This window comes from Nocardia sp. CA-145437, from assembly GCF_050956485.1.
Classification (GTDB): Bacteria; Actinomycetota; Actinomycetes; order Mycobacteriales; family Mycobacteriaceae; genus Nocardia.
On sequence record NZ_CP191204.1, the window covers coordinates 1,855,950 to 1,870,929 of the forward strand.

At 73.0% G+C, this 14,980-nt stretch carries 10 protein-coding genes; 7 read left to right on the forward strand and 3 right to left on the reverse strand.

All coding sequences use genetic code 11. The annotated features are described in order from the left end of the window. Window positions 1-10 precede the first annotated feature (10 nt). From ACQPYY_RS08115 to ACQPYY_RS08130, 4 genes are all read left to right on the forward strand, one after another. Entirely contained in the window at window positions 11-367 is a 357-nt protein-coding gene (locus tag ACQPYY_RS08115; RefSeq protein WP_379101206.1) for a hypothetical protein, read from the forward strand. Then, window positions 364-2,004 carry a hypothetical protein gene (locus tag ACQPYY_RS08120; RefSeq protein ID WP_433593292.1) on the forward strand — a complete coding sequence of 547 codons (1,641 nt, stop codon included), beginning with the start codon at window positions 364-366 and terminating at the stop codon, window positions 2,002-2,004. The genes ACQPYY_RS08115 and ACQPYY_RS08120 overlap by 4 nt, the downstream gene beginning before the upstream one ends. After that, window positions 2,001-4,166, forward strand: coding sequence for a protein kinase domain-containing protein (locus ACQPYY_RS08125; RefSeq protein ID WP_433593293.1), 2,166 nt, complete (start codon window positions 2,001-2,003; stop codon window positions 4,164-4,166). The genes ACQPYY_RS08120 and ACQPYY_RS08125 overlap by 4 nt, the downstream gene beginning before the upstream one ends. Window positions 4,167-4,297: 131 nt before the next feature. After that, entirely contained in the window at window positions 4,298-7,420 is a 3,123-nt protein-coding gene (locus ACQPYY_RS08130) for an FAD-dependent oxidoreductase (protein ID WP_433593294.1), read from the forward strand. A gap of 3 nt (window positions 7,421-7,423) precedes the next feature. Here the strand turns inward: ACQPYY_RS08130 and ACQPYY_RS08135 are convergent, their stop codons facing one another. Further along, on the reverse strand, window positions 7,424-9,112 hold the full coding sequence (locus tag ACQPYY_RS08135; RefSeq protein WP_433593295.1) for an FHA domain-containing protein: 1,689 nt from the start codon (window positions 9,110-9,112) through the stop codon (window positions 7,424-7,426). A gap of 268 nt (window positions 9,113-9,380) precedes the next feature. Between ACQPYY_RS08135 and ACQPYY_RS08140 the strand changes: the two genes are divergently transcribed. After that, complete coding sequence (locus tag ACQPYY_RS08140; RefSeq protein ID WP_433593296.1) at window positions 9,381-9,791, forward strand: hypothetical protein; 411 nt, start codon at window positions 9,381-9,383, stop codon at window positions 9,789-9,791. A 252-nt stretch (window positions 9,792-10,043) separates the two neighbouring features. Here ACQPYY_RS08140 and ACQPYY_RS08145 read toward each other — a convergent pair whose 3' ends face one another. Together ACQPYY_RS08145 and ACQPYY_RS08150 are read right to left on the reverse strand one after the other, a co-directional pair. After that, window positions 10,044-11,582 carry a glycerol-3-phosphate dehydrogenase/oxidase gene (locus ACQPYY_RS08145; protein WP_433593297.1) on the reverse strand — a complete coding sequence of 513 codons (1,539 nt, stop codon included), beginning with the start codon at window positions 11,580-11,582 and terminating at the stop codon, window positions 10,044-10,046. Window positions 11,583-11,753: 171 nt separating this feature from the next. Continuing rightward, the gene (locus ACQPYY_RS08150) at window positions 11,754-12,356 is read right to left on the reverse strand and encodes a TetR/AcrR family transcriptional regulator (protein ID WP_433593298.1); all 603 of its coding nucleotides are present in this window, start codon (window positions 12,354-12,356) and stop codon (window positions 11,754-11,756) included. A 62-nt stretch (window positions 12,357-12,418) separates the two neighbouring features. On the opposite strand from ACQPYY_RS08150, the gene ACQPYY_RS08155 reads away from it, so the two are divergent. Both ACQPYY_RS08155 and ACQPYY_RS08160 read left to right on the forward strand, forming a co-directional pair. After that, complete coding sequence (locus ACQPYY_RS08155; RefSeq protein WP_433593299.1) at window positions 12,419-14,053, forward strand: FAD-binding oxidoreductase; 1,635 nt, start codon at window positions 12,419-12,421, stop codon at window positions 14,051-14,053. Next, window positions 14,050-14,976 (forward strand): diacylglycerol/lipid kinase family protein, encoded by a 927-nt coding sequence (locus tag ACQPYY_RS08160; RefSeq protein WP_379101224.1) that lies wholly within the window; start codon window positions 14,050-14,052, stop codon window positions 14,974-14,976. Before ACQPYY_RS08155 ends, ACQPYY_RS08160 begins: the two co-directional genes overlap by 4 nt. The last annotated feature ends 4 nt before the right edge of the window (window positions 14,977-14,980 follow it).

Here is a 14,980-nt window from a genome sequence, read left to right on the forward strand (position 1 = left end):
GGTTTCCGGATTGCGGATCGATCCGCCCGCGGTCCCGCCCGGCGCGCCCGTGCTGGCCAGTGGCAGCGGGTGTGATCCCGGTGCGGCGGTGCGGCTTTCGATCGGCGGGGCCGCCGCGGCCGACACCACCGCCGGCGCCGACGGCGGGTTCCAGGCCACCCTCACCACCGGCGGGACCGAGATCGGTCAGCACGAGGTGACCGCGGAGTGCGGCCGGAAACTGGCCGCGCCCCTGGACATCGTGCTGGTCAGTCAGGTCGGCGGCGGCGCGGCGACCATGACGGTGCTGGTGTTCTTCCTGCTCATCGGCGGCTGGTTCTACGGCCACCGGATGATCTCCCATCTCCCGGCACGGAGGCCCCGATGAACGAACGCACCGCACCGCCGCTCACCGCGCGCGGTGCCCGAAGCACGCGGGGACCGGGCCGGGCGGTGTACGCCGGGCTGGCCGCGGTCGTATTCGCGGTCGCCGCACTACTGTTCGCGGCCCCGCCCGCGAGCGCCGCGGGCGGGGTCAGCGCGACCGCCACGCTGGACGGGCGGGCCATCGGCGGCGCGGACGCCGGGAATCCGGTGCGCCTGGATCCCAAGAAGGTGTCGCTGGTCGTCGTCGAGGTGACCAACAAGTCGTCCGGTTCGGTATCGATCCGGCGGGTCGACCTCGCCGGGCACGTGCTGGGGCTGAACTTCTACTCCTATTCCACGACAGTCGAATTGACTGTGGGGGCGGGCAAGACCGAGAAGCTCACCTACCGGCTGGATCCGGCCGGACTGGACGGGCAGGCGACCGGGCTGATCGGCTCCGACCTGACTCTCATCGGCCAGGACGGAAAGCCGTTGGCCGCCGTGCACACCGTCGTCGACGTGCGCGGGTCGCTGGCCTCGGTGTATGGACTGTTCGGGATCATCATCGCCGTCCTGACCGGACTCGCCATCGCCGACGCGGCCTTGACCGTTGCGCGCCACCGGCTCTCGGCCAACCGCTGGCAGCGCGGGCTGCGGCTGCTCGCACCCGGCCTCGGCATCGGACTCATGATCGGGTTCACCGGGTCGGTGGCCCGGTGGTGGGTGCCGGGCGCCGTGCTGTGGCTGTCACTGGCCGGGGCGCTGGCGGCCGTGTTCTTCCTCGCCGGGTACCTCTCGCCCACACCGCGGCAATCCGACGACCTCGGGCTCGATCCCGAAGATCTCGCCGCCGCACAGGAACTCGATGCCCGCGGCTTCCCCGCGGGGTCCGGGTCGCCCCTCGGTATCGGTGCGCCCGTCGGGATCGGCGCGCCGCAGGGCGGAGCGCCGCGCGGGATGGGTGTGCCGTTCGGCGGCGGGCAGCACGGCGTGGGCGCACCCCAGGCGAGTGGAGCGCCGATGCCGTTCCCGGGCCCGCCCGAACCGGAGCACCAGGCCGCGCCGGTGGGCCCGAATCCGCCGTACGGCGGCACGTTCCGCGACCTGCGTCCGGTCGGGCCGGGCGGCACCTATCCCGATCTCGATATCCGGAACCAGCCGTCCGGTGCGGCAACGGAATTCGTGCCCTACGGGCCCGCCGGGTCCGGCCCGGCGGCGCAGCCCGGACCGGGTGCGCCGCACGGGCCGATGCGGGTCTTCCCGGGCGGTCCCGCCCCGGCGCCCACGCCCGATCCCGCCGCGTTCCAGAGCGGTGAGACGACTCGCATCTCGAAGTCCGGATTCGGCGGCGCGTACCCGGGCGGCGGGCCGCTGGCCTCCGCCATGCTGCCCGACACCGGCGAAAACGCCACTACCACGGTGCATTCCCCGCAGTCGGGTGGGCGGCCGGAGGTCGGCGCGGAGACGCTGCTGCCCTCGGGCGGGGCGCCCGCCGTCAGCAAGCCCGGTGGCGGGACCACCCCGGCCGGAACCGGTGAGCAGACCGCCGGGTATCCGGCCGGTGTGCAACGACCCGGCACGTCCGATCCGGACGACGAGCCGACGCTACGCGGTGACCCCGGCGGGACCGGATTCCGGTCGGAGGGTGCGGGGAGATGAGCGCGGGGAATCTCAGCGACGCCGATGTGGCGCGCGTGCGGGCCGCGCTGCCCGGGTACGAGATCGGCGGGCAGATCGGGCGCGGCGGGTGCGGGGTGGTGCTGGCCGGGGTGCATCGGGGACTGCACCGGCGGGTCGCCATCAAACAGATCCCGCCGCATTTCGCCGACGACATGCAGGTGCGGCGGCGCTTCGTCGACGAGGCACGGGTGATGGCGGCGCTCGACCACCCGCACGTGGTGCCGGTCTACGACTACATCGAACACGACGACCTGTGCCTGCTGGTCCTCGAATACCTGCCCGGCGGGACTGTCGAGAACCGTTTCATCACCGCGGGATTCGAGGCCACCGCCGCGGTCGCAGTCGCGCTGTCCTGCGCGGCCGGGCTCGACGCCGCGCACCGCAGCGGCATCCTGCACCGCGACGTCAAACCCTCCAACCTGATGTTCGCCGCCAATGGGGCGCTCAAGCTCACCGACTTCGGCATCGCCAAGATCGTCGGCGGCGAGGACACCCTGGTCACCAAGGCGGGCGAGATCATCGGCACCCCCTCCTACATCGCCCCCGAACAGGTCCGCGGCCAAGGGCTCTCGCCGGCCACCGACGTCTACGCCCTGGCCACCATGCTCTACCAGCTCCTCTCCGGCGTCCTGCCCTTCCCGACCGGATCCGACGCGCTGGCCCTGCTCTTCGCCCACGCCTACTCCGACCCCGTCCCCCTCACCGAGGTCGCCCCCTTCGTCCCCCACCCCATCGCCGAAGCCGTCATGCGCGGCCTCGCCTCCGACCCGGCCGAGCGCTACGACACCGCCGAGACCTTCGGCATCGCCATCGCCGAAACCGCCGCCCACTTCTGGGGCACGAATTGGCTCACCCCCGTGGGCATCCCGGTCATCGGCGCCGACACGATCGTCGCCGCGGCCACGGGCACCCCGCGCTCGGGCCCGGGCCCCTTCACCCCACCCCCGATGCGCGGCCCCCAGGGACCGATCACCCCGCAGCCAGGCCCCCGGATGCCCACCGGCCCGGGGACGCGAACCGGGCCGGGAACCATGCCGCCGGGCGCGCGCACCCGGGATGCCGGATCCGGTCCGATAACCCCTGGGCCGCAACCTGTCCGATCGCAGCGGCCGCCCGACGCCACTCGTGCGGCAACTCCCGCCGATCGACGCTCGGCGCCGACGATGCGGGCGGGGCAGGGCCCAGGACCCGCGCCCAGCGGGGCTCCTCCCTCAGGTCATGGTGGGCCGAGGCCCGGGGGACCGGCTCCCGGGCCGGGAGGTGGCGGAAGGAGAGACGAACGCGGGGCCGCGGGTCTCGGGTTCGGGCCGACCCAGCCGATGGAGCGGGTTCGGCCCCGGGAGCCGATTCAGCACGGCGGGGTGCGGTTGGTGGAGGTGGCGCGGGCGGATCTGGTGCCGGTGCAGCAGGTGGTGACCTTGCCGTCGCCGCGGGTTCCGTTCCTGGTGGCGGGGCTGCTGGCGGTGGTGACCGGCGGGGCCGCGGTGCTCGGGATCGGGGCCGTCGGGCGGGAGGCGCCGCCGGTGGGGATGGTGCGTATCGGCGGGGTCGATCCGGCAGCCGAGACGGTGGTGCTGGATCTGTCCAAGCCGGTGCCGATCACGGTGTCGGGTGGGTCGGCCGATGGCGCGAAGCTGTCGGTGAATGTGCTCGGGCTGCGGGCCGGAGGCGAGGAGACGACGCTGGCCGGAGGCGCGGGGGAGGCGGCCGCGCCGGTGAACCGGTATGTCCTCGCCGGACGGCTGACCGGGGAATTGTCATTGTCCCGCAATGGGTCCGAGACGGCCGCCTATCGGTTCGGGGTGCGGACACAGCAGCCCGCGACCAGCACGGCGACCGGGGTCGGGCTGGCCTTGCTGCTGCTGTTCGCGGCGGCCTATGCCGAATCGAACGCGCGGACGCTGCGGCGCGGGAGCGCCCGGTTCGCGTCGACCGTCGGGTTGGCCATCAGTGTGGGACTGCTGGGGGTGGCGGCCGTCGGCGCGGCGTGGGTGCTGCTCGGGCGGGAACCCACCCTGCTCGGTGTGATCGCCTGTGCCGCAGGCGGTGCGGCGACGGGACTGGCGCTCGCGACCGGGTGCCGGCGGGTCGGGAAACGGTACCGCTACGTGCGGGTGCAGCGACTACGGGAGCGCGCCTGAGGGTCGCGGGCCGACGCGAACGCGGCCGGATGCGGGACGAAGCGCCTCGAGGGTAATGGTGAGCCCGGAGATCGGCGATACAAGCAGGAGCGCGGCGCGATCGGCGGCCGCGCCGGGGAAGGGGTGGGAGCATGGCTGGTCGGCCGGTCATCGAGATCCGCGAATGGGGACGGCCCGCGCGGCGGCGCATGCTGGACGGGCCCATCGTGTTCGGACGCGACGGCAGCCACGAGGTGCTCGCCGACGGCGGGGTGTCCCGGCAGCACCTGCGGCTGGTGCCCACACCGACCGCGCTGTCCGTGGTCGACCTGGGCAGCCGCAACGGCACCACCGTCAACGGGGTGGCATTGACCGGGCGGCGCGAACTGATGACCGGCGACGTGGTGCGGCTGGGACGCTGCGAGATCCTGGTGCTGCACATGCCCACCGCCGAACCCGAAGGCTTCGACGGATCCGAGACCGTGCTCGGGCCCTCCGGTGTGATTCCCCGGCCACCCGGCGCCGAACCCACACCGCCGCCCGGCTGGGTGGCGGTCGCCAACCGGGTCCTCGGCCTCGATCCCACCGGGCAGCGGAACCTGTTCCCCGCCTTCACCGAACTGCCCAGCCGGATCCCGCTGCGGGTCTGGCAGGGCGTGCGCGTGCTGAGCATCACCGCCTACCTGGCGTTGATCGTCACGCTGTTCGTGCGGCCCGCGGGCGGGTTGTTCGTCTTCTTCAAGATCGTGGTGCCGCTGCTGCCCGGGCTGTTCCTGATCGCACCGGGCCTGTGGCGCAACACCTGTCCGCTCGCGGCCACCAATCAGCTGCCCCGGCTGCTGCGCTTCACCCGCGGGGCGACGGCACCGGCCTGGTTGCAGCAGCGCGGGTATCTGATCGCGGTCGCGCTGTTCTTCGGCATCGCCGGATCCCGGCTGGCCGGGCTGGATCGCAGCGGAATCGCCACGGGCATAGTGCTTTCCACCGTGCTGCTGGCCGCGTTCACCGGCGGCATCGCGTTCAAGGGCAAGAGCGGGTGGTGCAGCAGCATCTGCCCGCTGTTCCCCTTGCAGCGCGCCTACGGGCAGACGCCGTTCGTGACGATCGCCAACAACCACTGTCAGCCGTGCCTGGGGTGCGCCAAGAACTGCTTCGACTTCAAACCGCGCGCCGCCTACCAGGCCGACATGGCCGACCCGGATCCCGGCTGGAGCGCGCCGCGCAAACTGTTCGCCGCCGCGCTGCCCGGATTCGTCCTCGGATTCATGGTGCTGGCCGGGTATCCGGGTGTCGCTGTGCCGCAACGATATCTGGCGCTCGGGGCGGCCGTGCTGGTCGCGGTGGGCGTCTACTTCGCGGTCGAGGCGCTGACCGGGGTGAGCGCGGCCGTGCTGTCGGCGGTGTACGCGGCCATCGCGTTGAACGGCTTCTACTGGTTCGCGGGTCCGGTGCTGCTCGGGGCGTTCACCACCGTCACCGGGGTCGGGGGAGTGGCCTGGCTGCGGTGGCCGATCAGCCTGTTCGTGCTGGTGGCGACGCTGCTGTTCCTGGCCCGCACCCGGGTCGGCGAACTCCAGTACGCGCTCACCACCGGCGCGCGCACCGAACCGGTGCTGCTGCCGTTCCCGCGCCCGCGCGAGGCCGAGAAGACCTCGGCCCCGGGCGCTTCGGTGGAGTTCGACGGCCGCGCCGTGGCCGCCGAAATCGGTGTCAGCCTGCTCGACCTGGCCGAGAAAGCGAACCTGCCGCTGGAGTCGGGCTGTCGCATGGGCGTCTGCGGCGCGGACCCGGTCGCCATTCTCGACGGCGGCGAGAAACTGTGCGCACCGACCGGCGACGAGCAAAACACCCTGCGCCGACTGGGATTCGCCGACAACACCCGCATGGCATGCTGCGCGCGCATCAACGAAGGCGGCGTGCGTGTCTCGCTCACCCCGCAACCCGGCCGCGCCCCCGGCGACCGGCCCGCCCACTTCGACCGCTCCCTGGTCAGCCTGGTCGTCATCGGCACCGGCATCGCGGGCGTCACCGCCGCCGACTTCCTGCGCCGCGGCCACCCCGACTGCGAGATCCACCTGGTCGGGCGGGAATCCCACGACTTCTACAACCGCATGGGCATCTCCCGGCTCATTCCCGGCCGCTCCGCCATGCAGGGGCTGTACCTGCAACCCGAGCAGTGGTACGAGGATCACCGGATCACGCCGTGGCTCAATACCCTTGTCACACACCTCGATCCACGTGCCCGGCGAGTTCATCTCGGTACCGGCGATGTGCTGCCCTACGACCGGCTGATCCTCGCCACCGGCGCGTCCGCCGCGCTGCCCGACATCGAGGGCCTGCACCGGCCGGGCAGTTTCGTGCTCCGGGAAGCGGGCGACGCGCTCGATATTCGGGCCTACGCCCAGCAGCGGTCCTGTACCCGTGCCGTGGTCGCGGGCGGCGGCCTGCTCGGACTCGAGGCCGCGTACGCGCTGCATCAGCTGGGTTTACGGGTCACCGTGCTGGAGCGCGGTTCCCGGCTGCTGAGCAAGCAACTCGACGCGCGCGCCTCCGCCATGGTCGCCGACCACCTCACCCGGGCTCGGATCGAAGTCCGGTATCGGGCCGAAACAGCCGCTTTGACAGGCAATTCCGGACCTGGAGGACCCGGCGGGGCGGGCGGATCCGGCGTGCTGGGCGGGCCGGATGGTTCCGACCGGCACCGGGCCGACCCGGTGCGCGGCGTCGTGTTGCAGGACGGCACCGTCCTGCCGTGCGAGGTCTTCCTCACTGCCACCGGCATCAAGCCCAACACCGACCTGGCCGTGCGCGCCGGAATCCCATGTCGCCGAGGAATTCTCGTCGACGACCGCATGCGCACGGCGGCGCCCGACGTGTACGCCGCCGGCGACGTCGCCGAACACCGTGACCGCGTCCTCGGCTTGTGGCCCATCGCGGCCGAACAGGCGCAGGCCGCCGCCGTCAACGCGCTCGGCGGACAACGGGTGCTCACCGCGGAGACACCCGCCACCATCCTCAAAGGCGTCGGCCTGGAACTGTTCAGCATCGGCCGGGTCGAACCCGAACGGCACGACGAGGTGATCGTCGTCGACGGGTCGCCGCGGCCCTCCTACCGTCGCCTGATCCTGTCCCAGGGCCGGGTGGTCGGCGCGATCGTCCTCGGCCACCATCCGGCCGATGTGGCCGCCGCCCAACAGGCCGTCCGCGCCCGCCTCGCGATCCCGCCGAACGCCCGCAACGCCCTCCAGCACGGGGACTGGTCAGCGCTGCACTGAGATTCACGCCGTGCGGTAGGTGAGGATGCGCTCGCCGATCCGCAGGCTCCAGCCCGCCTTCAACTCCATCGGCTGCTGACCGACCCGAACCCAGTCCGGCGCACCGGGCGCCGCCACATAGGTGCCGCCCGGCGTGCCCGCGTCTCGCACGAACACCTGCCCCTTCTCGATGAACACGCGCGCGTGCACCCGGGACACGTGGCGGTCGCGCGCGATCACGATGGGCGAGGCCACCGCCCGCCGCACCGCCTCGTCGATCATCGGATCGCGCCCGATCACGTACGGGCGATCCAGCGGATAGGTCTCACCCTCCGCGCTCGTGAGCGAGGCGCCCGGGCCCGCCAGCGTGGACGTGGACGGCGGACCGCCCGCCGCCCGCGTCTCGGCGACCTCGGGCTCCGGCACGTAGGCGGCCGTCGGCGGCTGATCCTCCGGATCCGGGCGATCATCGCGCCGCTCATCGGGGCTCGAGGCGGCCGCGGGCTGCTTCGACAGGTCGGGACCACCGGCACGCGGAGTCGTCGCCGCATTCCGGGGATACACCGGCGCGGCCTTGGGCATGGAATCCGACGCTGACGGGGAAACCGGCTGCACACGACCGGCTTCCGCACCCGCCGAGGGAGCGGGGGTGACACCGGTGTGCGACTGCGCGGGTGTGGGAGCCCGCCGGGTCACATCGGCATTCGGGCCGGAACCGGGCCCGTGTGCGTGCGGTGCAGCGGGCCCGGAGGCGTGCTGTGCGGGTGGCGTGGACGGGTGTTCCGGGCGCGGCGCGGGCGCGCGCTGAGTGGGCGGCGTGGATGGGCGCTGACCAGGTGGTGTGGCCGCGTGCTGCGTCGGCGGTGGGGAGCCGTGCTGGGCCGGTGTGTGCCCGGTGGCAGGTGCGGGCGCGCCGACGGGCCATGACCCCGGCGTGAGACCGGACGCCGGCGTGGGACCGGACGCCGGTGCGGGACCGGACGCCGGTGCGGGACCGGACGCCGGTGCGGGACCGGACGCCGGTGCGGGACCGGACGCCGGTGCGGGACCGGACGCCGGGATGGGACCGGATGCCGGGATGGGACCGGACGTGAGGACTGGCCCGGACGGATGTTGTGTCGCCCGGCCGGATTCGGTCGGGGGCCGATGCTCGGGGGAACGCGGGTGTGGGGGAGCGAAGTCGGGTCCGGGAGCGTGCGCGGCTTTCGCGGGCGAATCGCCGCGGCGCTGGGACGGGAGTCCGGCAAGGGGCGCGTGCACGACTACGCCGCCGCCGGGCACGACGCCCGCGCGCAGATCGCTGTGCGGGGCTTCGCGGGTCGCGTCGTCGGCGGACAGGGTGAGGCGGCGGACCGGGTCCTGAATGATCTCGTCGGCCCAGGTCATGGCGCGCCGGCCGGAGAGGACGCGGTGGCCTTCGGGTCCGTCGACGGTGGCGGTGACCGAGCCGCGCAGCAGGATCAGGATGCCGCCCGCGGTGGGGGCGACCACGCCGAAGGCGGGGGGCTGGGCCGTGCTGCTGGTGAAGACGGTGGCGGCCAGGCGCTGGGCGATGGCCATGCCGGGGTCGGCCGCGTTCGCGGCGGTCTCGGCCGCGCCGAGGATGCGGTCCGTGGACGGGCTCTCGCCGTGCAGGACGATCACCACGCTTCCGAACCGGGCGACCAGTCCGGCCCCGGGTATCACCCCGACCGTCGTCGGAATCCGACCCATGCGCGCCTCCCTCTCCCCGCACCTCTCCCCGCGCTCGGAATATCGCAGCCAAGCATATGGCCGTTCCACACCCGTGGCATATGGCCGTTCCACACGCGTGCCCATGGCCTGTTCCACAGCCGTGCCCATGGCCCGTTCCACAGCCGTTCGCGGCGACACGTGATCGGGCGGATCGCGGCAATGCGGCCCGAAGTCGCAATCCGGGGGCCAGGATCGAGGCATCGTGCCGGGGCAGTCGGCCCCGGCGGCACCCGATGAGGACCGAACCATGACGGGCTCGATCATCAGGACCACCACCGCCTCGGCGGCCACCCTCGCCGCCGTCGCCGCGCTCGCCGCACTGGCCGCCCCCGCCGGGGCCACCGGCACCCGGGTCGGTATCGACCCGGGCATCAGCTTCGGCCCGGCCACCAACTACGGCACCGGTTGCAGCTACGACATCGACGGGATCGTCGACGACCCGGTCACCCCGGTCGTCTTCTACGACAACAGCATCCCCTTCGCCGTCGCCAACCCCTCCGGCTCCCTGGCCCAGGCCCGCTGGACCCCCACCACGCCCGGACCGCACCGCCTGCAGATCTGGCAGCGCCACCCCGGCTCCCCGGACGTCTTCCCCTACGTCGACATCCAGGTCGGCACCGGACTGCCCACCGGATCGGGCTGCGCCGTCACCGGCTGACCGCCGCCCCGCCCCGGCCGGCCGCCGCGCCGTGCCTGGCTGGTCGCCGCGCCATCCCTGGATGGCAGCCGTGCTGTGTCTGACCGACCGCCGTGTGTGCCGGGCTGGCTGGCGCGGCGTCTCCAGTCGGCGGCCGTATGTGTCTGGCTGGCCGCCGCGCTGCCTGGTGACCGTCGCGGCCACGACCACGAGCATTTCCCGGAGAACGCCCATACGCGGGGCCGGCACAGACGCGCGGACGGCGGGTGGGAACTACAGGAAGGCGGCCAGCGCGGCCGGTTCGGCGGCCTTGCGGTCGGTATCGACCAGGCCGATCCGGGTCCGGCGGTCGAGCAGATCGGATTCGTCCAGCGCGCCCTCATGGCTGACCGCGTAAGCGAATTCGGCCCCGGTGACATCCATGCCGGGGGCGACCTCCGTCGCCAGCGTCGGATGTCGGCGAGCCAGTTCCAGCACCGCGGCCGCCTCGCTGCCGTAGCGCTCGACCAGGCGCGGCGGGGCCTCGATGGCGTCGCGCTCCGCACCGGAGACCGCGCCCACCAGCGGCAGCGCGCGAGTGCGGCACGGCCCGGCGGACAGCCGCGCGTGCCCGACGGCCGCGTCCACGGCGTCCTCGGCCATCTTCCGATAGGTGGTGAGCTTGCCGCCGACCACGGTGATCACGCCGGTCGGGGAGGTCAGCACCGCGTGCTCGCGGGAGATGTCGGCGGTACTGTCGTCCCCGGTGCGCAGCAGCGGGCGCAGGCCCGCGAAGCTGCCGCGGATATCGCTGCGGCGCAACGGCTCCCGCAGCACGGTGTTGACGGTGTCGAGCAGGAAGTCGATCTCGCCGTCGGTGGCGTGCGGGACGTCCGGCACCGGGCCGGGCGCCTCCTCGTCGGTGAGGCCCAGGTACACCCGGTTGTGCGCGGCCGGGAACGCGAAGATGAAACGGCTGGTGCTGCCCGGGATCGGCACGGTCAGCGAGGCGGTCAGGCCGCCGAACGCGGCCGCGTCGAACACCAGGTGGGTGCCGCGCGAGGGCCGCAGCTCGATGCTCGGATCCACCTGATCGGCCCACACGCCGGTGGCGTTCACCACCGAACGCGCTGTCACGGACAGGGTTTCACCGGTCAGCGTGTCCCGCAGCGTGGCCGAGGTGCCGGTGACGTCGACGGCCTCGACCCGGGTCAGCACCGTCGCGCCCTCCCGCGCCGCGGTGCGGGCGATGGCCATCACCAGTCGCGCGTCGTCCACCAATTGCCCGTCCCAGGCCAGCAATCCGCCGCGCAGTCCGGACCGCCGCACGGTCGGGGCCAGCCGCAGCGCCTCCGCGGCCGCGACCCGCCGCGAGCGCGGCAGCACCGACGCCGGGGTCCCAGCCGTCCGGCGCAGCACGTCCCCGGCCAGGAATCCGGTGCGCACCAGCAGCTTCTGTGCCGTGCCGATACTCGGCAGCAGCGGCACCACCTGTGGCAGCGCCCGGGTCAGGTGCGGGGCGGTGCGGGTCAGCAGGATGTCGCGCTCGACCGCGCTCTCGTGCGCGATCCCGACCCCGCCGCTGGCCAGGTACCGCAGCCCGCCGTGCACCAGTTTGGAGCTCCACCGGCTGGTGCCGAACGCGAAGTCGTGCTTCTCCACCAGGACCGTGCGCAGCCCGCGCGCCGCCGCGTCCAGCGCCACGCCGACGCCGGTGATGCCGCCGCCGATCACCAGCAGGTCGATCGCGGACCCGTCGCCCAGCGCGGTCAGCTCCCGCTGCCGTCGCTCGCGATTGAGCGCGGAATTGGATCGATCCGAATTGCTGGTCATGTCAGGGCCTTTCGATGCGATGCGGTGTCGATGGATAGGGGGTGAGTCCGTGGCGTCGCGCCGCCGGAGGGCCGATCCGTCCGCGGATCCGGCGCCCGTTCCGGACCCCGTCGAGTCCGTCCACGTGGACGGAATCGGTGCGCGGGCGCGGGATTCGGTCGCCGGATGCGTTCATCGCGGGCCGCAGTCGCCGGGGGCGGGGGTCAGGTAGCCGTGCAGGGCGTGGGTCAGTTCGGCGTCGAGGTGGTCGCTGTCGAGCACCACGGCGAACGCGGAGGCGGACTGGACCGCGGATTGGGCGATCAGCAGGAGCATGGCGGCGAGGTGCGCGGGGTCGCCGGCGCGAATGGAGTTGTCGGCCTGGCCGTTCCGGATGCCCTCGGCGAACAGGTCGATGAGGGCGCGCTGGTTGCGGCCCAGGCGTTCGAAGACGTAGGTCTGCATGACGTCGGCGTCGGCGCGGAAGATCTTGGCGAACAGCGGGTTCCGCCGGATCATGGAGCCGCCGCCGACGATCGCGCCGACCAGGCGTTCCCGGGCGGTGCCGGTGCTGGGGGCGGTGTCCGCGACGATCTCGCGCAGTTCCCGCACCAGCAGGTCGGCCACCAGGGAACCGGTGTCGGGCCAGCGCCGGTACACGGTGGGCCGGCTGACGCCCGCGCGGCGGGCCACCTCGGTCAGGGTGGTGCGCCGGACGCCGAATTCGGCCACGCAGGCGCGCGCCGCGTCCAGGATCGCCCGGTCGACGGCGGAAGATGGTTCGGTAGAGCTCATGGTTGCCACCATGGGAGAGTAGTTGCCGTTACTGCTTGACATTCTATGTCACACTGTAACGCATGGTCGACACACAAGCAGCGTCCGCATCCACCGCAAACTCGGGCGAGCCGCAGGTCCGCCCGAGTATGGTGTGGGACGCCTGGGGCTCCCCGGCCGGACACAAACCACTGTCCGAGCAGATCCGGGGACTGCTCACGCAGGTTTTCGGGGTGTCCGGCGAGCCGGCGACCCGTCGCGATGAGGGCGACGTGGCGCTGCGCGCGTCCGCACTCACACCGGAACAGCACACCGGGCTCGTCGCGGTGGTCGGAACCGAGCATGTGTCCGTCGACCACCGCGACCGGTTGCTCCGCGCGGGCGGCAAATCCACCCCCGACCTGCTGCGCCGCCGTGCCGACGGGGAACAGGACGCGCCCGACGCCGTCGTCTTCCCCGCCGATCACGACCAGGTTCTCGCGATCCTGAAGTACTGCGCCGCCAACGCCATCGCGGTCGTCCCCTTCGGTGGCGGCACCAGCGTCGTCGGCGGCCTCGATCCGGCACGCGGCGGCTTCGGCGCCGTTCTCGCCCTCGACCTGCGCCGCCTCGACACCCTCACCGACGTCGACCCGATCAGCGGCACCGCCACCCTCGGCGCGGGCCTGTCCGGTCCGCAGGCCGAGGAACTGCTTGCCCGCCACGGCCTTTCACTCGGCCACTTCCCGCAGAGCTTCGAATACGCCACCATCGGCGGCTTCGCGGCCACCCGGTCCTCGGGCCAGGCCTCGGCCGGGTACGGGCGTTTCGACGACATGATCCAGCGCTTCAAGGTCGCCACCCCTGCGGGCGATCTCGACCTGGGCCGCGCTCCCGCCTCCGCCGCCGGACCCGACCTGCGTGAATTGTTCTCCGGCTCCGAGGGCGCGCTCGGCATCATCACCGAGGTCACCCTGCGCGTGCACCCGATTCCGGAGACCACCGGCTATCAGGCCTGGTCCTTCCCTGACTTCACCACCGGCGCCAACGCCCTGCGCGCGGTCATCCAGGCCGGGGCCGCCCCGACCGTCATGCGGTTGTCCGACGAGGCCGAGACCGGCCTGAACCTGGCCCGCGCCGGGGACATCGGCGGCGCCGCCGTCGGCGGCTGCCTCGCCGTCACCACCTTCGAGGGCACCGCCGCGCACGTCACCGCCCGCAGCGCCGAGGCCGCCGCCCTGCTGGCCGCCGCCGGCGGCACCGCGCTGGGTGAGGGCCCGGCCAAGGAATGGGAGCACGGCCGCTTCGCCGCCCCCTACCTGCGGGACGCGCTGCTGGACGTCGGTGTGCTGTGCGAGACGCTGGAAACCGCCACCACCTGGAGCAATCTCGCCAACCTGAAGGAGCGGGTGACCGCGGCGCTGGTCGACGCGCTCGGCCAACCGGCCCTGGTCATGTGCCACATCTCGCACACCTACCCGACCGGCGCCTCGCTGTACTTCACCATCGTCGCCAAGCAGGCCGAGGACCCGATCGCGGGCTGGGCCGTGGCCAAGAAGGCCGCGGGCGACGCCATCGTGGCCGCCGGCGGCACCATCACCCACCACCACGCCATCGGCGCGGATCACCGCCCGTGGATGACCGACGAGGTCGGTGACCTGGGCGTCCAGGTGCTGCGCGCGGTGAAGAACGCCGTCGACCCCACCGGAATCCTCAACCCTGGGAAGCTGATTCCGTGAGAACCATCCGCTCCATCGCCCTGGTGACCAACCCGCTGTCCGGGCACGGCAAGGGCGCCACGGTCGCCGTCGAAGCGGCCAACCGGTTCGCCGAGTTCGGCGTCCAGGTCACCGAGATCCTCGGCGACTCCGCCGCCGAGAGCGAACGCCTGGTCCGCAAGGCCCTCGCCGACCCGGACGCCCGCCCCGACGCCGTCGTCGCCGCGGGCGGCGACGGCCTGGTCGGTGTCGTCCTGCAAGCCCTGGTCGGCACCGGCGTCCCGCTGGGCCTGATCCCCGGCGGCACCGGCAACGACCTGGCCCGCGAACTCGGCGTCCCCGACGACACCGCCGCCGCGGTGGCCACCATCCTCGACGGCCGCACCCGCGCCATCGACCTCGGCACCGTCGAGACCGAGGAGTCGGGCCGCGCCATCTGGTTCGCCACCGTCACCGGCACCGGACTCGACGCCCGGGTCACCCTGCGCGCCAACGCCTTGCGCTGGCCCAACGGACCCATGCGCTACACCGTCGCGGCCCTGCTCGAACTCGCGGGCAAGCTCGCGGTGCCGTACCGCATCGAACTGACCGGTTCCCCCGACCACCCGGACGGCACGGTCCTCGAACTCGACGCGGTCATGGTGGCGGTCGGCAACACCCGCACCTACGGCGGCGGCATGCTCATCACCCCCGACGCCCTGATCGACGACGGCCTGCTCGACCTCACCGTCGTCGGCGCCATGTCCCGCCTGGAAATGCTGCGCCTGCTCCCGACCCTGTCCTCGGGCAAGCGCATCGACCACCCGGCCGCGGTCCAGTACCAGGCCCGCGAGATCCGCCTCACCGCCCCGGGCGCACCCGCCACGGCGGACGGCGACCCGGCCGGTCTGCTCCCGGCGCTGTTCCGCGCCCACCCCGCAGCGCTGGACGTCCTCGTCCCCTGAGTCG